This window comes from Stomatohabitans albus, assembly GCF_036336025.1.
Lineage (GTDB): Bacteria > Actinomycetota > Nitriliruptoria > Euzebyales > Euzebyaceae > Stomatohabitans > Stomatohabitans albus.
In genome coordinates this window covers 59,574-77,449 of the sequence record NZ_JAYKKE010000003.1, presented here as the reverse complement: position 1 = coordinate 77,449, position 17,876 = coordinate 59,574, and the positions used below count along the sequence as shown (strand labels likewise).

Sequence of the window (17,876 nt, the reverse complement as noted above, 5' to 3'; positions counted from 1 at the left end):
CGCCCCAGCGCATCGTTTGGGGCATGAGCTTATTCGAGGTAAGGTCAATGCCTAAAGAACGGCTCCGCAATAGTTGCGGAGCCGTTTGCGTTACGGGTGCTTTACAGTGTGCCGCCGTTGGCGATAAGCCGTTCACGATTTGCTTGTGCAAGGTCGTAGTAGGCGCGGTCCTTTAACTTTGATGCCGCAGCCTCATCGACAACGACAATGGCATGGGGGTGAAATTGCAGTACCGATGCTGGGCATGAGGCGGTCACTGGACCTTCAACCATGGCCGCAATAGCGTCGGCTTTGCTTTCACCTTGGGCGACTAACAAGGCCACACCACATTCCATAATCGTGCCGAGCCCTTGGGTGATGCATAAGCGGGGGACATCGTCAGGGTTTTCAAAGAAACGGGCATTCGCATCGATTGTGGACTGGGTCAGGCTTTCAACGCGGGTCCGGCTCGCCAAACTTGACGATGGCTCGTTAAAGCCAATGTGGCCGTTATTCCCAATACCCAGGAGTTGAACGTCAACACCACCCGCTTTGCGGATATTTGACTCGTGACGTTCGGCTTCAGCAACGAGGTTCTCCGCCACACCGTTTGGTGTGTTCAAATGGCTCAGTGGTAAGTCGATATGGTCAACAATCGCATCACGGATCGTCTTGTGATAGCTCTGCTCATGGTCAGGGGCGAGGCCAACATATTCGTCCAGTGTGAACGCTTGGGTATCGGCAAAGCTCAGGCCCTCTTCCTTGTGAAGCCGAATCAGCTCAGCGTATGTACTCATCGGGCTTGAACCCGTCGCAAGCCCAATCGTGGCACCGCCACGACGAACAATCTGGGCGATCACATCAGCAGCATAGCGGCCGACTTCTTCGTCAGATTCACGAACAACAATGTGCATTACAAGACCTTTCCATTACGGATTACTTGGGTGAGTTCATAGGTTGCAGTTAGGACAAGAACATCCGCGCGCATACCGGTAGCGAGGCGGCCACGGTCTTTCAAGCCGTACAGCTCAGCTGGCCGACTTGTTGCGGCGCGAATGATCTGGCGTTCATCCAAACCGTAGTCAACGATGCAGCGTTGAACATTGAATATCAGGCGGCTCGTGCCACCGGCAATAGCTCCTTCGCTTCCATCACCGGTTTTCAATCGCGCCACACCATCGGTAACGGTTACATCAAGTGTGCCGAGGACATAATCGCCATCAGAGAGACCGGCCGCAGCCATGGAGTCAGTGATAAGAATAAGCCCATCACCAGCGGCATCGGCGGTCATTCGAACAATATCGGGCTGGACATGGACACCATCGGCAATCAGTTCCACCGTGGTTTGGCCAGCCTTGGCAAGATCAAGGAGGTAGGGAATCGGACCGGGCACACGGTGGTGGATTCCATTCATCGCATTAAAGAGGTGGGTCGTGGTCCATGGGCCACGGATACGCCCGGCTCGTTCGTCAGCTTGGAGGGCGTGCCGGGTTTGGTCAGCATCGGCATCGGTATGCCCGACGCTTGGTACCACATTGAATGAGCGACATAGCGTAATGAGCTCATCAAAATGTGCGGTTTCAGCCGCTAACGTGATGGAACGGACAGCACCATTCCCGCGTTCACACCAATCGGTAAACCATGCAGGGTTACCGGGCACGATCACGTTGGGGTCGTGGGCGCCCTTCTTTTCACAAGAAATAAACGGGCCTTCGAGGTGAATCCCATCCAGTACGCCATCATGGACAAGGGGGGCCAGGGCGTCAATATTGGCCTGCATCTGTTCGTGGGTTGCGCTTACCACACTTGCGATCAGGGTTGTTGACCCCATGTGATGATGGTGTGTAGCTGCGGTGATGGCGGCCTGGGGATCATCGGCATAGGTTCCGCCCGCACCACCATGATGGTGAACATCAATAAGACCAGGGGTGATAATCGGTACCTGTTCGGCCTTGTCGAGGGGGAACGGACAAGAGGCCGATGGACCAGCGTAAGTGATACGTTCTCCGTCAATAGCAACCACACCATCAGCAAGGGTTGGTCGGTCACCAAAAATGACGCGTCCGCGTAACAACATAATGGACTCCGTTCTGCAGGGTGATTCGTTCATTGAACGGGTGAGGAGAGGGCCACCACGCATGGTAACCCTCCCCGATAGCGTTGTTGCGGTTTAGACCTCTGCGCTTAACAGTTCGTTGTCACCGCGACCTGGTGTCTTTAAATCAAAGACACGAATCATGGCCATGAAGATGAAGTAGTACAAGAAGAAGTAGACAATCCCAATGCCGAGCAGCAACAAGGGATTTTGGGCAATCCCCCAGTTGATGACAAAGTCAATTGCCCCACCGGAGAAACCGAAGCCGTGATGGATTCCCAGCGCATTCGTTAACGCCATAGAAACCCCAGTAAGTACCGCATGTACGGCATACAGCGCAGGGGCAACGAACATGAAGGAGAACTCAAGAGGCTCCGTGATACCCGTTAAGAAGGCGGTGAAGGCCACAGAAATCATAATGCCACCAACGGCTTTACGGTTTTCTGGCTTGGCGGAATGCCACATGGCGATGGCGGCACCAGGGAGGCCGAACATCATGACGGGGAAGAATCCGGTCATAAAGACCCCAGCGGTTGGATCACCAGCGAAGAAACGATGCAAGTCACCGTTTGAAATATCACCCGGGGTACACAACGTAGCTCCTTCAGGGCAGGTATATGCCCCCTGGATGAACCACACCACCGAGTTCAAAATATGGTGCAAGCCAAAGGGAATTAAGAGGCGGTTGACCACCCCGAAGATACCCGCACCCAAAACGGTATTTTCACTGATCGCATTCCCCAACCCGGTGATGGCGGCATCAAACCAGGGATAGATAAAGGCCATGATGACGGCCACTACGATGGACACTAACGAAACAATAATGGGCACAAAGCGACGACCAGCAAAGAAGCCCAAATAGTCGGGCAGCTTCACGCGGTGGTACTTTTCCCACAGCTTGGCAGCAATAACGCCAGCCACGATGCCGGCAAGGACACCATAGTTGATTTTTGCGCCTTCAGTACAGGTGGCGAGTGCGTCGCCGTCTAACCCACCACACTGAATGATGGGTGCCATGGTCTTAAAGACGTTATCGAGGACGAGGTAGCCGACGGCACCAGAAAGTGCGGCAGACCCGTCACCCTTTTTCGCAAAACCAAAGGCGATACCGATGGCAAACAAAATAGGTAGGTTTTCAAAAAGGGCTGCGCCACCAGCGCCGATGACCTTAGCGATGTTGTTTGCAACTTCACTTTGTTCAAGGCCGATGTATTTGATGATGTCAGCTTGGCCAAAACGCAACAGTAACGCGGCTGCGGGCAAGGCGGCGATAGGCAACATCAGTGAACGACCGAAACTCTGCAATGTCTGCAAAATAGCGGCACCGGGCTTGCGGCCAGGGCTGGCGGCGTCCGTTTGAGCATCACTCATTGGAACTCCTCGAAGGGTATTGGTTTGGTAAACGTTTAGTATGGCATTTGACTATTGCGCAAATCATCGTGTATGTCAAATGACATCATACGTCTGATGAAAAAAAGGCTGGGTCGCGAATGTGAATTGTTTAGCTCAACCGCGCACAGAACGACCCGATTGGTGTATTGTGACTCCCAATCGACCAAAGAGGAGACTTTATGAGTAAAGCAGAACAAATCCTAGGTGCCCTCGGAGGCGCAGATAACGTTGAAGATATTGAAGGTTGCATTACCCGTTTACGTACAATCGTGGTCGACCCGAGCAAGGTTGACCAGGATGCGCTTAAGGGCCTTGGTGTACACGGGGTGAGTGTTGCTGGCACGGCCGTTCAGGTTGTGGTCGGCCCAACCGCAGACGCCCTTGCTGAAGACATTCAGGATCTTCTGTGAGTGCGATTTTGGCCCCATTCGATGGGGCCATTCTAGCCTTAAGCCAGTTTGATGATCCGGTCTTTAAAGATGAACTCGTTGGCAGTGGGATTGGTCTCCGCCCATCTACCGAGATTGAACGATTAGCGGTCCACTCGCCGATTACTGGGACCGTGATCAAGATCATGCCCCACGCCTTTATTGTGCTGCATGGAGATCGGGGAGTCCTTGTCCATATCGGTATCGATACCGTCTCCTTACACGGGGAAGGGTTCACTCGACATATCGAGGAGGGGCAAGAGATCGAAGCTGGACAACTTTGTTTCGAAGTAGATGCCACCATTGTGCGTTCACATGGGTTGGCCCTTGATACTCCGATTGTAGTGATGGATTCACCCAAAGGGGCATACGCATCAACCCGCAACGGTGAAGTTGTGCATCAAGGCGACGTACTGTTCGAACTTGGTGAATAGGTAAACCTACCTGAGCCACCTGTGGGGTGGCTACGTGGCTCGGGTATATTAGGCCATCATGTTTGATGCCTTATCTGATCGCCTTGACGCCGTCTTTGCTCGATTCCGTGGATCGCGAAAACTTACGGAGGACCAAGTCAAAGAAGGCTTGCGCGAGATACGTGTTGCCCTATTAGAGGCGGATGTGAACTTTCGGGTTGTTAAAACCTTCACATCACGTGTCAAAGAACGGGCAGTGGGATCAGATGTGTCTGAGGCACTTACGAGTGGCCAACAGCTCATCAAGATTGTGAATGAAGAGCTCGTTCGCATTCTGGGAGAACAATCAGCCAGTCTGGATCTCGGTTCATCAGTCCCAGCAGTCATTATGCTGGCTGGCCTTCAAGGGGCAGGTAAAACAACGGCTGCCGGTAAGTTGGCCCTCCATCTCAAACAAAAAGACCGCAAACCGATGCTCGTTGCGTGTGATTTGCAGCGCCCAGCAGCTGTGCGACAGCTCCAGATCCTTGGTGAACGTGTTGGGGTTCCTGTCTATGCACCACAAACAGAAGGTAACCCCGTTGATGTAGCGAATCATGCGGTTACCGAGGCACGCCGCCTTGGGCGAGACGTGGTGATCGTTGACACAGCTGGGCGAACCAATGTCGATGAAGAAATGATGGCCCAGGCTGCGGCCATCAAAGCGGCAGTCAATCCCGTCGAGACGCTATTTGTGATTGATGCCATGATTGGTCAAGAGGCCGTGAATGTAGCCCAAGCCTTCTTGGAAGCCGTTGATTTTTCTGGTGTGATTCTGTCGAAGCTTGATGGTGATGCTCGTGGCGGTGCTGCCTTGAGTGTGGCTGAAGTAACTAATCGTCCTATCAAATTTGCCAGCGTGGGCGAAAAGTTGGATGAGTTTGAGGCGTTTCACCCTGACCGTATGGCGGGCCGAATTCTTGGAATGGGTGATGTGCTCACCCTCATTGAAAAGGCAGAGGCAACGTTAGACCACGAACAGACGGCTGCAGCAACTGAGGCCATGCTCTCAGGTCAATTCACGCTTGAAGATTTTTTGGGCCAGCTCCAACAAATTAAAAAGATGGGCCCCCTTCAGGGGATTCTCGAGATGATTCCTGGAGTCGGTAAAGCACTCAAGGATGCAAATGCGTCTGTTGATGACCGTGAACTGGTGCGTATTGAAGCGATTATCCAGTCAATGACCGTTGAAGAGCGTAGAAATCCAAAGATTTTAAATGGGAAACGGCGTAAGCGTATTGCGGCTGGATGTGGACGCAGTGTCCAAGAGATTAATCAGATGATTAAAGCCTACGATCAGATGGCGGCCATGATGAAACAGATGGGCCCCATGATGAATATGTTTGCCGGTGGTGGGGGTGGTCCCAAGCGCGGTCGGTTTGGTCAGATGCGTGAATTACAGAAGATGCGCAAAGAACTCGAACAAGGGGATATGTCTGCCTTAGGCGGCGACCTATCGTCCATGATGCCGGGTGGCCAGATGCCCAATCTTGGTGGATCAATGCCGGGACTTGGGGGACCAATGGGTGGAATGGGCGGTATGGGTGGCCCAGCACCGGTTGGACCCGGAAAAAGAAAAAAGAAAAAGAAGCGGTAAGACGTACTCTGGGAGTTTGCACGCATAGCAGTCGAGGCACTGCTATGCTTTCACGTCCGACCGTACCGATTCTGAGATTTTCAAGGATATTACATGGCAGTCCGTATGCGCCTTCGGCGCGAGGGGAAGAAGAAGCAACCGTTCTACCGCGTCGTTGTCGCTGACAGTCGCTCACCACGCGATGGTCGTTACATTGAGGATATTGGGTACTATCAGCCCACCCATGACCCCTCAACGATTGAAATCAAGAACGATCGTGCGCTGTACTGGCTAGGTGTCGGTGCCCAACCGTCCGATCAGGTGAAGCAACTCCTTCGTATTACCGGCGTATGGGAAGAGTTCAAGCCTGGTGACAAGGGCCGTGACCGCACCGCTCAGCATGAAGCAAAGGCAGCGAAAGCTGCTGAACGCGATAAGCGTGTCGCTGAAGCCTTAGCAGCTGATGCTGCTCGTGTTGCTGAAGCCTTGGCGGCTAAGGAAGCTGAGATTGCCAATGCTGCCGCTGATGCTGATGCTGAAGAGGCTGAAGCAGATGCTGCTGATGCTGCGGCCGCCGAGGCTGAAGAAACCACTGAAGCTGACGCACCTGAGGCTGAGTAACTTGAGTTCATCTCTAGCCGTCGTTGACTGGATTGTGACCAATCTAGTAGACGATGTTGATGCCGTTGAGATCATCGAAGCTGAAGATCCCGATGGCACATTGGTCTATGAGGTGCAAGTCGCGCCTGATGATATGGGACGCCTGATTGGGCGACGTGGACGGACCGCGAAAGCGATTCGGACGATCGTATCGGCCATCAGTGACGAACCAGTAAACATCGACATTATCGGCTAACGGCTATCGTCTGCGTATCGTGAATACCGTAGCGGTCGGTCGTATCGGAAAGCCATTCGGTATTCGGGGTGAAGTCTACGTTCACCCCGAAACGGATTTAGGTGATGTGATTGACCAGGGTGTTCAGCTTCAAACCTCAGGTGGCCAGACACTAACCGTCCATCGTGCCCATTGGCATGGAGGGCGCTTTATTGTGGCATTTGAGGGATATACCACCCGAGATGATGCTGAATCACTCCGTGGACAGAACCTGTTTATTGATCGCGCAACCATCGTGTTAGACGATGACATGATGTGGGTCCAAGACATGATTGGTGTTCCTGTCGTAGATCCAAATGGTTCCTCGGTTGGTGAAGTTGCGGGAGTTCGTGACGGCACCGCACATGACTGGATCGTCCTGAGAACACCAGATGGCAAAGAACATCTGGTACCCCATGTTGCGGCAATTATCAATGTTGATGTTCAGCCGTTTGTCCTTGATGCGCCTGACGGCTTACTCGACTTGGAGTAGCAACGATGCGTATCGACGTGCTGACAATTTTCCCTGATTTCTTTACGTCGCCGCTGCGCACCTCTCTCCTTGGTCGTGCCATTGCCTTGGAACGAGTCCATATCAATATTCACGACCTGCGTACGTGGACACACGATACGCACCGGACGGTTGATGCACCTCCATACGGCGGCGGTGCTGGCATGCTCATGCGCCCAGAACCATTTTTTGAAGCGGCTGATGAGCTTTGGCCTGCCCAGCGTCCTCGTACGCTGGTTATGACGCCACGTGGCCGCCCCTTTGATCAGGCCTTCGCTGAAGAACTTGTCCAAGAGCCCCATCTAGCATTTCTGTGTGGTCGCTACGAAGGGATTGATGAGCGTGTGCATCTCCACCTCGCCACTGAGGAAGTTGCGGTTGGCAATGCGGTACTCGGTGGGGGAGAAGTTGCTGCCGCACTGATGATAGAGGCCATCACCCGACTTATTCCCGGTGTCATGGGCAACGAACATTCAGGCATTGAAGAGAGTTTTTCAGACGGTCTGGTTGAACATCCCCAGTACACCCGTCCTGCAACCTATCGTGGTTGGTCAGTACCATCAGTGCTTACCAGTGGTGATCACGGTGCAATTGCAGCATGGCGTTATCGTCAGGCCGTCGCTCGAACACGATTAGTACGCCCCGATTTATTGAGGAGGGACAATGACTGAAGTACCCGACGAATACGGTTCTTCACTGTCCCCATCGGCTCCTTCAACCCAGGATGATCATCAAGACTCTGACCGTGCTGCGGCGATACTCAGGTGGATTCGTGAAGTCGTCACATTGGTCGTCACGGCACTGGTGATGGCCATTCTGCTCAAAATGTTCTTGATCCAGACCTTCTATATTCCCACCGGGTCGATGCTTGAAACATTACAGCTTCAAGATCGCGTCATGGTTGAGAAGGTGAGCTATGGGCTTGGCGAGCCAAGACGGGGCGATATCGTCGTATTCCGTCGGCCAGGGCTAGAACCTGACGGGTTAAACCCAATTGCTGCACTGCGTGGGTTGGCTGAAAGCGTTCACCTCCTTGAACCTGAGGTTGATCGTGATTTGATCAAACGCATCATTGGGTTGCCGGGTGAAGAGATCACCATCGTTGATGGGGTCACGTATATCAACGGTCAAGCACTCCCAGAACCGTACACGATCAAAGACCCTGGAAGTTACGGACCATTCACCGTACCGCCAGGGCAATACTTCATGATGGGCGATAACCGACCAAATAGTTTGGATAGTCGGTTTACGTTGGGTACCGTACCAAAAGAGAACATTATCGGTAAGGCATTTACCATTGTCTGGCCGGTTGGGCACGCTCGCCTCGGCTTGAGTGCTAACCAGGAATACGGTGAACTTGCAGAAACTACAAAATCATCTGCTGACGTATCGTCTGGATCATAGTAACCTGTTCCTTCGCGTTAAACGCGACCCTATTTGTTTATTCCTTCGGAGACCTGTAGCAATGAACCGCACTGACATGGTCGATATGGCGACCCTTCGTGATGACATCCCTCATTTCAACCCTGGTGACAACGTCAAGGTTCACGTAAAGGTGACCGAAGGCGAGCGTACCCGTATTCAGGTATTCCAAGGGGACGTGCTTGGTCGCCGTGGTTCGGGCCCGCGTGAAACCTTCACCGTTCGTAAAATCAGCTTCAACGGTATCGGTGTAGAACGTATCTTCCCTGTCCACGCACCGATCATTGAGAAGATCGAAGTGATGCGTCGTGGCCGAGTTCGCCGTGCCAAGCTGTACTACCTGCGTGACCGCGTTGGTAAGGCGGCAAAGATCCGCGAACGCCGCTAATCAGCGGCGCGATACGTGAACCGACCGGGCTTCCGGTCGGTTTTTAGTTACCTCCGCATCACCAGATTCCTTGTAGAGCAGCGTTTGCCGCTTCGTGGCTAGTGCGTGCAGTATGGCGATTGGCAAGCCTGTCTGCCTCAATGCCCAGGCGATTTTGGTGGGCGCGTCGTCCGTGTGCGCAACAATATGCTCGATTTGAGTGGCTTCCGGGGATAGCCAAGCGCATCGCTGAAGCAGAAGGCTGGTCAGATGTTGTCTTCGGCGTGACGTTTGAAGAAATCCAGCAACGTATGGTTGCCGGTTGGTTCACCCACACAGTCATGGAGCATACTCCACGAGACAAAACGCACCGTGTCGGCCTTCTTGGGGCTAAAGACATTGAGTACCGAGATGGCAGCAGACAGGAGCCAGGGTGGCAGTTTTGAGATCTTCACCGGACGGTCGAGTGCTCGGAAGGCACATTCAGCAAGGCCTTGCCAGGTAAAGGCTTCAGGGCCTCCCACATCCCACATACCAGGTTCGCCAGCGGTGAGTCGATCGATGCAGTAGGCCGCAAGGTCAGCACCATGGATCGGGTTGATCCGTACGTCAGGTCGTACGACATAAACGCGCCCCTTCTGGGCCATCTTGAGTATTTCAGTCATGTCAGAGAAGTACCCTGGGGGATTAATGATCTGGCTTGAGATCGATGAAGACCTCAAATCGTTAACAAAGGCAGTCTTCGCCTGGGTCAACTGTGCCGGGCATTGGTCACCTCCGATGACATTGATATAGCAGAACTGGCCAACACCGTGTCGTTCAGCCGAGCGGAGGATAGCGAGGTTCGCCTTGTGGTCGATATCCCATGGATCGGCTGCTTGCTTCGTAACCCCGAGGGCGGAGACCACGTTGTCCACGCCTTCAGCGATATCTGCAACAAAGTCGGGGTTCGAAACTGCCCCGACAGCCCAGTCGTCAACGAGACCTTCCAAAGAGGGCGACTCCCACGGGCCGGGGGCGAGGGCGCGTTCTCGGCTCCTGACAATTGCGCGCACGTTGTGGCCGCGACGGTGCAGTTCTGCAACGATGAAGCGTCCGAGATACCCCGTGGCTCCAGCGACGAGTGTTGTGGCGGTCATGTGTGACTCCTTTCTGCGGCAAGTGAGGTGCTGACAGATCTGAGCCAACGAACTGACCTTCTCCCGCGCGGTACCGGGACGAAACGGATTGGAGATGCGTCAACCAGAACACCTTGGCGCACCTTGCCACGTCCTGGACCACTATCTGAAACGAAGGACCACACGCAGCTGGTCCACCTCATTCCCCGATCATTTAAGTGATTTCTTTTACACTATAGGCTGTCTACTTCACCGATTACTTCGGTAAGAATCCCCTAGATCATTGGTCGATCGAGCCGGTACTTCGCGGTCTACAAGGGGTGTGAGCAGTCAGAGTGACCGCCTCCTAGCTGAGACGTACCAGAAGAACCGAAAAGTCTTAACCCCAGTCCCAAATGCTAAGAACTTGGCGGTCTGCGAGACGCTGAGCCTGAGGCCAAAACCGTTTTGTGGTAAAGCGATCATGTCGGGATACGAGCTACGCCATGAGCGATCAATTCTGGTGCTGATGGCCGCCCGGTCGAGTGTCCATCGCACCTTCAACCGGCTCCACACCCACTGCGCAGTTGACGTATCTCTTGATGGCCACATACTGCCCCCGAACACATACAAGCTATTAATCGGTGGGATCAAGTAGTACTTGGAATCTGAGTTATGGAACCGATGGCACACACCGTATGCCTCCGAGTGTTGGCGGGTGGTTAAGGCTAATGTCACTAGGTTTCTTGGACGCACCGGACAGGTACCCCAGCACCCTTTTGGTAACGGGTTGCCCGATACCACAAGACGGAATGTTGAAGCGGCATGTGGACACGGTGGTGCTCAGGAACAGGGTGATTGCCAACACCTATTCCTCGTTCACTATTCCGCTCTCTCCGAGAGGCTGTATGCGATACACTCCACAGTGAAGGAGATCATGCCGACAGATCCTCTTTTCTATTCCTTCTACATCGTTGCTGAGAAGAGGGAAAGGTGAATCATGCGTAATAGAACGGTTGAGAGCCGGTCTACGCTTCGAGCACGCAGAGTACTTGGGGCCTGTTATCTAGCCGCTGGCATCGGAAAGTGCTTCCCATCCTGGGAGAGTACCGAGGGACGCCTTACCCAGGCACTTGAGGCGAATCGGGGCACGGTCATCGAACAGCCGACCCAGTGGCTCCTTCGTGAGCACGAAGGGGTCAACGCATTTGTGGCGTCGGCAATGACCGGTGCAGGCGTAGCGATAGTGGCCGGGGAAGGCCCGATCGTGGACACGGCTATTGCCTGCACGCTACCCATGCTCGGCTGCTTTGTCACCGTACTTCACCGGGCACTCCCAGCGGTCATTCCGGTCGACCTTGCCTTTGCCGGAGCCGCGATCTGGATTCTGCGCAAGCGTCGCCAGAGCCGGTGCGTGAGCTAAGAGCTGTTGCACCACGGGCCAGGGTGCCCGAATACGGATTCGTCCAATGAATAATCGTTCTGGGATTGGTTGTTGGAAGTTCTCCACCGCTGGTTAGTGGTTGGTGAAGGTGACATAAAACTGGTTTTTGGGGTGGGCTTTTACCGTTTGATCTGTCCTACCTTGATGGTGCCCTTGAGTCAGAGTCCCCAGATGGACAGCCACAGATACTCGAGGATTGCCTGCCTGGTCGGAAGGTTCCCTGGCAGAACAGAGCGTGTGGAGCAATGAGCTAATGAGCATGGCGACAGCCGAGGACCAGGTAACCGCCAATCCCGTTGTAGCTACCTTTGTAGCTAGAACGTTGCATCGCGCTGGGGGTATAGGCCCTGCTGAGGTTAAGCACTCGAAACCCATGCACGGCCACACGTTGTCATAACAAGTAGTCTGCCCGCCAATTATCTTCAATAGGTGATTCATCTGGCCGGGGGGTTGCTGGTTCGATGTTCTTGACGGCACCTGTCACCGATAGAAACCAGCACCTGTTCAAACTAATGGATAACGAGCACACCAGTGGCCCATAGTCAGGCCTGCTTTACCGTGTTATGGTGTACGCCTTCGAGACGCGGCGATACCTAAGGCATGTGCTGCCAATAGCCCAGCCCCGCATAGCCCTGCAGCGCGCAATGGACGAGATGTCGTGGGTACTCCAGCGGCGCGAAGCCGCCGACGTGCCCACCACCACTGCGGAAGTACCACGGTGGGGGAGGTCAATACCCCCGTGACGTAGCCTCGGGAAACCATCGCACTTAGTAGGTGTCCCCAGCCATGCGCTCCGAATGCCATCTGGACATCCTGGTAAAGCCAGCCACGGCCACGGGATCGGATGCCGTCGATGACCGCCACGGCTAAGAGCAGGCCTATCACGCTAACACCCACGTTGACATGTCGTTGGCTGGGTTGTCGTACTACTTCAGGTACACGATTCGACACCCCGAGACGTTGGTAAACGGCGGGTGCCGTGCGCGCCATGGTTAACCACTCCTCGCCATCATTGGCTAAGAACGACCCCCACAACGATAAGGGGACAAGCCATCGGTCACGCCCTTCAAGCCTTCCATTCATCGCAATTCCCTTTCATCAGAAGTATTGCAATAACCCTTGGGTGACGGTATTGACGATAACAGGCTGACACTACGAATGGCAACACGGAGTGAGCTGATCAGAAAGCGCACCCTCATAGCTCCCTGAAGATGGGTTATCCCCAGAGTTGGTAGGTTGTGGATCTTTTTTGTTTCTTGTGGATAAGTGGCGTTCCGTTTGTGGTGAATACCTACGGTCGTGCCTATGTACACACCACATCGTCTTGGCGCTGTTGGCGAAACCCTTGCCGCCGACTATCTCAGCACCCACGGATATACCCTGCTTGATCGCAATTGGCGCGCTGCACAGCATCTCCGTGGTGAACTGGACATCGTTGCCCACAAAGACAATCGTCTGGTCTTTGTAGAAGTAAAAACATCCAGTGCGACCACAGGTCATGCCCTGGCCCACATCACCAACCAAAAGTGCCGCCAGCTTCAAGCACTTGCACGTGCTTGGCGCGACACCCATCACCACGTGCGTGGCTATAGCCGTGGCGACGTGATTGCTGTCACCATTCCTCGCCATAATCCTGACCAGACAGCTCTCTTACATCTAGAGGGGGTCTGGTGAGTACCGGATTAGCACGTACCGTGGCGCTCGCGGGGCTACAAACCATTCCTGTACAAGTCGAAGCCACCATCAGTAAAGGGCTTCAAACCGGTCCAGGGAACGGTTTTGGTGTCCTCGGAGTTCATGGACAGATCGCCAACGAAGCTCGAAACCGAGTTCGGGCCGCACTGGAGGCAATTGGGGTGCCCCTCGCCGGCCATCGTGTACTGGTGAATCTCACCCCTGCAGCGGTTCCCAAGGCAGGCTCACGGTTTGACCTGGCCATCGCCGTTGCCGTGATGCGCGCATTCGGCCTTCTTGATACGAGTGATGATTGTTTTATCGGAGAAGTATCCTCGCATGCGAATGTCATTGGGGTGAAGGGTGTCTTACCAAGTGTGGCAGGGTACGACCAGGTTGTGGTAGCCAGTGACAATGCCATGGAGGCACGGCTTGGGTGTTCTGGGGAAGTCCGGTGCCTCAACACATTACGGGAATTGTGTGATGGGTTAACCGTTGTTGTTTCGTCGCCCGATCCCCTTCCTCCTGACCCAGTTTTAGACCTTGCTGACGTCTATGGCCAATTCGAAGCAAGACGGTCCCTCGAACTCGCTGCCGCAGGGGGCCATAACTTGTTGCTCATAGGCCCACCAGGTACTGGCAAGTCCATGTTGGCGGCTCGTATGCCGTCGATTCTCCCGCCTTTAACCGCTGAACAAGCCATAGAGGTTGCCAGTATCCGAAGTTTATGTGACCGCCCTGGTTCACTCCTTGCTATGCCCACACAACGCCCATTTGCGGCCATTCATCACACCGCGTCACGGTCTGCACTCCTCGGAGGTGGGTCACCGATTGCGCGTCCAGGTGCCATTACCCGTGCCCACCATGGGGTGCTTTTCATTGATGAAATCTTTGAATGGGGACCACGAACCTTAGACGGGTTACGCCAGCCCCTTCAAGATAACCAGGTCGTTATCGCTCGTTCAGGGGGTCAAGTAACGTGGCCAGCCTCCATTCAAGTTATCGCTGCGGGGAACCCCTGCCCTTGCGGACCGCCAAAAACGGGTTGCCGGTGCCGACCTGAGCAGGTGCTGCGTTATCGTGCCCGTCTATCAGGGCCATTGGCCGATCGGTTCGACCTGGCACCGCGTGTGCAGCGCACTGCCACGAAAGATGTTAAACAAGTCGAGCCAGGGGAGTCATCATCAATCGTCGCCCAACGGGTCATGGCAGCTCGGCAGCTTGCAGTCAATCGTCAAGGATGCATGAATGCGGTTGCACCAATTGGCGATATTCGGCAGGCATCAAGTGAACAAGCCATCACCGTTTTGGCCGATGCGTGCGATGCCAATGGGCTGAGCGCCAGAGGGTTTGACCGCGCCCTTCGGGTTGCCCGCACGATCGCTGACCTCAGCCAAGAACCAACCACCCAAGCCGTTCATGCGCTTGAAGCATTAGCCCACCGAATGCAACTTGATGCGTTATGGAGTCTCACATGACAATCAGTGACCAAATCCGTTCACTCGTTGCCCAAGGACTCACTAGTAAACATATTGCGGCTGCCTGCAAGCGTGCCGATCCCAGTGGCCTTGACGAGGTACTTCGGGCTATACGTCCAACAGGCCAACCCATCCCGATTGATAAGCGTCTCATCTGTATTGGAGACCCAACCTGGCCAGAGCGCCTAGACCATTTCACGATGATGGGTGGCCCGTGGTGGCTCTGGTGTGAGGGCATAACATCAGCATTATCTTGCCCAACAACCGTTGCCATCGTTGGAACCCGTCAGGCGAGTGCCGATGGGCTTCAACTGGCCTACACGATTGCAAACGATCTCGCCCAACATGGCATTACGGTCGTATCGGGTATGGCACAAGGTATCGACCAAGCCGCACACCGGGGGTGTTTAGCCGGTGGCGGATTAACGATAGGCGTGTTGGGTTGTGGGTTGGAAGTGCCCTATCCAGCCAACGCAACGGCACTGAAGGCTGAGGTTATTGCCCAAGGATGCCTTGTTAGTGAACAGCCTCCAGCCATGCCCATCGCCTACCCAGGTCAGTTTCTGGAACGTAATCGCATCATCGCTGGACTAGCTGATGCGGTAGTCATTATCGAAGCCAAACAGCGTTCAGGGGCATTGAATACGGCCGGCTGGGCAGCCACGTATAACCGGGAGTGTTTGGTTGTACCATCAAGCCCAACAAATCGGTCTGCCGCAGGAAGTTTGGCGTTGATTCGTGATGGTTGTTTGATGGTTCGCAATGGCCATGATGTCCGCGAAGCCCTCGGCCTCACCAACTCTGCTGATGAACCGGTGTCTGGTGTACCGCCAGTGCTTCACGAACGGGTCCAGGAGATATACACCCTGTTGGGGCCACAACCCACCGCCATGGATACCCTCTGTGCACATACCGGGCTGCCCATTGCTGAGGTTATGGCACGCTGTGGGGAGTTGATGAATGCAGGCCTGGCCAGCATGACTGGGGAAGGTATCTATCGACTCACCTAGGGTCATTACCTATCGCCGGCCCCATTCCACCTGTTTATCCCTTGTCATGTGATGCAGAATGGGTCTGTGCCTATTGATCCGAAAAGTCTTATTGGTTTCGGTGCGGAAGCAACGTCGCGTTCAGTTAAACGCGTGTCTAACTTGCCCGCACCGATTCGTCAAGCCATAACTGGAGACCCCATTGAAATAGATGGTCAGGTTCTCGATCATGAGAGTCAGGTAGTACTTAAAGCAGGGGAATGGGCCAGGCCCGACACCCTCACCCCTGACAATGTGGCTGAGTTCCGTCTCTTTGGTAATTCATCAGCGATCATGGGCGGTGGATCACCCCTACCCATTGCCGAAGAACGCAATTTCTCGATTCCGACACAAACAGGGCCGATTGAAGGGCGGTTGTATCGGCCCGTCACGGGAGATGCAGTGACACCAGGATTGTTATACCTGCACGGTGGGTCATGGATATTCGGCAATATTGATACCCATGCCAACGTCTGTCGCATGATTGCGATGGCGGCAAACGTGACCGTGTTAGCGATTCACTACAGCCTCAGCCCTGAACGTGTATTTCCCTTTGCCTTAAATGAAGTGCGTGATGCATGGCATTGGATGCACGCACGTAAAGACGAACTGGGTATCACCGGCGGTATCGCTATTGCTGGGGATTCGGCAGGGGCCAATATGGCTACCGTGCACTGTATCCGAGCCCGTGATGAAGGCTGGCCCACGCCCTCATTCCAACTGCTCTTTGTACCGCCAACGGACATGGTGTCGATGACCTACAGCCGGGAACGATTCAAAGAAGGGTTTTTCTTAACGGAAGCTGATCTCGTCCAAGCAGCAGAGAATTATCTGGGCGGAGACCACTCCTTACTTACCAACCCACTTGTATCACCCATATTGTGTGAGAACTTATCGGGGCTTCCAAGTGCACATATCGCCACAGCAGGGTTTGATCCCCTTCGTGATTATGGGGAGGCGTACGGAAATGCATTACGTGAAGCTGGGGTTCAAGTTGATATTTGTCGTCACGCAACGTTGCTTCACCCGTTCGTCAATTTGATTGGTGTTAGTCACGCCGCCCGTGAAGCTGTAGCAGTGGCAGCGGGCGCATTACGCATGGGAATAGCCAGTGCCGGCATCTACGTACCCTGAGCAGTCAAAAATTCATCCGGTCTGGATAGCTTGTCGTGACGAGCTCCTGCATTATCTGGCCAATGTGCGTCATGTGAGCGATCATACGGTGGCGGGATATCGCCGTGATATCACGCAATATGCGCGTTGGTGTACGGCCTTTGGGATTGACCATCCTCAAGAGGTCACCTTGTCAGTGCTCCGTGCGTGGATTGGACAGTTAAGTCGAGACGGACTGTCTAGGGCGTCCATCTCCCGCAAGCGTTCTGCTATCCGAGCCTTTCACAAACGGCTGGTTGAAACCGGCGTGATGGATCATGACCCGTCTCAACGCTTGGGTACCCCCAAGGTGCATCGAGACCACCCCGACACCTTGCGGCGTGATCAAGTTGCCGCCTTAATTGCCCAAGCAAAAGCCCATGGAGACAAGGATTCTCCCTTTATTCAGGCTCGTGATACCGCCATTTTGGAAGTGTTGTATTCGACAGGTCTACGTGTCAGTGAGTTGTGCGCGCTCACGTGTACCCAAGTCCTAGAGCGACCCAATGTGCTTCGGGTCATGGGGAAAGGACGCAAGGAGCGTCAGGTCTTACTCGGTGAACCCGCCCAACAAGCTATTCGTACGTACCTTACGCACCGTTCTGCGCAGAACATCAGCGCAAATCACGATCTGCTGTTTATTTCTCCCAAAGGTACGCCACTTGATCGTTCAGCGATATACCGTGTTGTTGACAAACGAGCGAAGCAAGCCGGATTAGCAAATGTTTCTCCACATACCTTGCGACATTCGTTTGCGACTCACTTATTGGAAGGCGGAGCCGACCTAAGAAGTGTCCAAGAACTTCTCGGACACGATGTGCTTGCAACAACACAGATCTATACCCATCTAACGACTGACCATATTCGGGATGTGCATGCCAGCGCCCATCCCCGACGCTAGGACCTT

The 17,876-nt window shown here is 54.2% G+C and carries 20 protein-coding genes; 15 read left to right on the top strand and 5 right to left on the bottom strand.

The window, feature by feature from the left end; genetic code table 11:
• Positions 1 to 101 precede the first annotated feature (101 nt).
• The 3 genes from nagB to VCU37_RS08065 form a co-directional block, all read right to left on the bottom strand.
• Positions 102 to 893 carry a glucosamine-6-phosphate deaminase gene (gene nagB, locus VCU37_RS08075; protein WP_336250138.1) on the bottom strand — a complete coding sequence of 264 codons (792 nt, stop codon included), beginning with the start codon at positions 891 to 893 and terminating at the stop codon, positions 102 to 104.
• A complete protein-coding gene (locus VCU37_RS08070; RefSeq protein WP_336250137.1) occupies positions 893 to 2,056 on the bottom strand; it encodes an N-acetylglucosamine-6-phosphate deacetylase in 1,164 nt (387 codons plus the stop codon). The genes nagB and VCU37_RS08070 overlap by 1 nt, the downstream gene beginning before the upstream one ends.
• Positions 2,057 to 2,149: 93 nt before the next feature.
• A complete protein-coding gene (locus VCU37_RS08065; RefSeq protein ID WP_336250136.1) occupies positions 2,150 to 3,445 on the bottom strand; it encodes a PTS transporter subunit EIIC in 1,296 nt (431 codons plus the stop codon).
• Between the two features lie 200 nt (positions 3,446 to 3,645).
• On the opposite strand from VCU37_RS08065, the gene VCU37_RS08060 reads away from it, so the two are divergent.
• From VCU37_RS08060 to rplS, 9 genes are all read left to right on the top strand, one after another.
• Complete coding sequence (locus tag VCU37_RS08060; protein ID WP_336250135.1) at positions 3,646 to 3,876, top strand: PTS sugar transporter subunit IIB; 231 nt, start codon at positions 3,646 to 3,648, stop codon at positions 3,874 to 3,876.
• Positions 3,873 to 4,328, top strand: coding sequence for a PTS sugar transporter subunit IIA (locus VCU37_RS08055; RefSeq protein ID WP_336250134.1), 456 nt, complete (start codon positions 3,873 to 3,875; stop codon positions 4,326 to 4,328). Before VCU37_RS08060 ends, VCU37_RS08055 begins: the two co-directional genes overlap by 4 nt.
• 58 nt (positions 4,329 to 4,386) lie before the next feature.
• Positions 4,387 to 5,943 (top strand): signal recognition particle protein, encoded by a 1,557-nt coding sequence (gene ffh, locus VCU37_RS08050; protein WP_336250133.1) that lies wholly within the window; start codon positions 4,387 to 4,389, stop codon positions 5,941 to 5,943.
• A gap of 93 nt (positions 5,944 to 6,036) precedes the next feature.
• Positions 6,037 to 6,543, top strand: a complete 507-nt coding sequence (gene rpsP / locus VCU37_RS08045; protein WP_336250132.1) for a 30S ribosomal protein S16 — start codon at positions 6,037 to 6,039, stop codon at positions 6,541 to 6,543.
• Between the two features lies 1 nt (position 6,544).
• Positions 6,545 to 6,778 carry a KH domain-containing protein gene (locus VCU37_RS08040; RefSeq protein ID WP_336250131.1) on the top strand — a complete coding sequence of 78 codons (234 nt, stop codon included), beginning with the start codon at positions 6,545 to 6,547 and terminating at the stop codon, positions 6,776 to 6,778.
• Positions 6,779 to 6,797: 19 nt separating this feature from the next.
• On the top strand, positions 6,798 to 7,289 hold the full coding sequence (gene rimM, locus VCU37_RS08035; RefSeq protein WP_336250130.1) for a ribosome maturation factor RimM: 492 nt from the start codon (positions 6,798 to 6,800) through the stop codon (positions 7,287 to 7,289).
• Positions 7,290 to 7,294: 5 nt separating this feature from the next.
• Positions 7,295 to 7,978, top strand: a complete 684-nt coding sequence (trmD, locus tag VCU37_RS08030; protein WP_336250129.1) for a tRNA (guanosine(37)-N1)-methyltransferase TrmD — start codon at positions 7,295 to 7,297, stop codon at positions 7,976 to 7,978.
• Complete coding sequence (gene lepB, locus VCU37_RS08025) at positions 7,971 to 8,711, top strand: signal peptidase I (protein WP_336250128.1); 741 nt, start codon at positions 7,971 to 7,973, stop codon at positions 8,709 to 8,711. The genes trmD and lepB overlap by 8 nt, the downstream gene beginning before the upstream one ends.
• A 61-nt stretch (positions 8,712 to 8,772) precedes the next feature.
• Entirely contained in the window at positions 8,773 to 9,117 is a 345-nt protein-coding gene (rplS, locus tag VCU37_RS08020) for a 50S ribosomal protein L19 (protein WP_336250127.1), read from the top strand.
• Between the two features lie 245 nt (positions 9,118 to 9,362).
• On the opposite strand, the gene VCU37_RS08015 is transcribed toward rplS, so the two are convergent.
• Positions 9,363 to 10,235 (bottom strand): NAD(P)H-binding protein, encoded by an 873-nt coding sequence (locus tag VCU37_RS08015; RefSeq protein WP_336250126.1) that lies wholly within the window; start codon positions 10,233 to 10,235, stop codon positions 9,363 to 9,365.
• 958 nt (positions 10,236 to 11,193) lie between these two features.
• Between VCU37_RS08015 and VCU37_RS08010 the strand changes: the two genes are divergently transcribed.
• Positions 11,194 to 11,616 (top strand): DUF6041 domain-containing protein, encoded by a 423-nt coding sequence (locus VCU37_RS08010; protein ID WP_336250125.1) that lies wholly within the window; start codon positions 11,194 to 11,196, stop codon positions 11,614 to 11,616.
• 582 nt (positions 11,617 to 12,198) lie between these two features.
• Here the strand turns inward: VCU37_RS08010 and VCU37_RS08005 are convergent.
• Positions 12,199 to 12,720: an HXXEE domain-containing protein gene (locus VCU37_RS08005; protein WP_336250124.1), complete on the bottom strand. Its 522-nt coding sequence runs from the start codon at positions 12,718 to 12,720 to the stop codon at positions 12,199 to 12,201.
• A 222-nt stretch (positions 12,721 to 12,942) separates the two neighbouring features.
• Here VCU37_RS08005 and VCU37_RS08000 point away from each other — a divergent pair, with 222 nt between their 5' ends.
• The 5 genes from VCU37_RS08000 (at position 12,943) to VCU37_RS07980 (ending at position 17,870) form a co-directional block, all read left to right on the top strand.
• Positions 12,943 to 13,311 carry a YraN family protein gene (locus tag VCU37_RS08000; protein ID WP_336250123.1) on the top strand — a complete coding sequence of 123 codons (369 nt, stop codon included), beginning with the start codon at positions 12,943 to 12,945 and terminating at the stop codon, positions 13,309 to 13,311.
• Entirely contained in the window at positions 13,308 to 14,789 is a 1,482-nt protein-coding gene (locus VCU37_RS07995; RefSeq protein ID WP_336250122.1) for a YifB family Mg chelatase-like AAA ATPase, read from the top strand. The genes VCU37_RS08000 and VCU37_RS07995 overlap by 4 nt, the downstream gene beginning before the upstream one ends.
• Positions 14,786 to 15,799, top strand: a complete 1,014-nt coding sequence (gene dprA / locus VCU37_RS07990; protein ID WP_336250121.1) for a DNA-processing protein DprA — start codon at positions 14,786 to 14,788, stop codon at positions 15,797 to 15,799. Before VCU37_RS07995 ends, dprA begins: the two co-directional genes overlap by 4 nt.
• 66 nt (positions 15,800 to 15,865) lie before the next feature.
• Positions 15,866 to 16,951 (top strand): alpha/beta hydrolase, encoded by a 1,086-nt coding sequence (locus VCU37_RS07985; protein WP_336250120.1) that lies wholly within the window; start codon positions 15,866 to 15,868, stop codon positions 16,949 to 16,951.
• Positions 16,929 to 17,870 carry a tyrosine recombinase XerC gene (locus VCU37_RS07980; RefSeq protein WP_336250119.1) on the top strand — a complete coding sequence of 314 codons (942 nt, stop codon included), beginning with the start codon at positions 16,929 to 16,931 and terminating at the stop codon, positions 17,868 to 17,870. Before VCU37_RS07985 ends, VCU37_RS07980 begins: the two co-directional genes overlap by 23 nt.
• Positions 17,871 to 17,876: the final 6 nt, after the last annotated feature.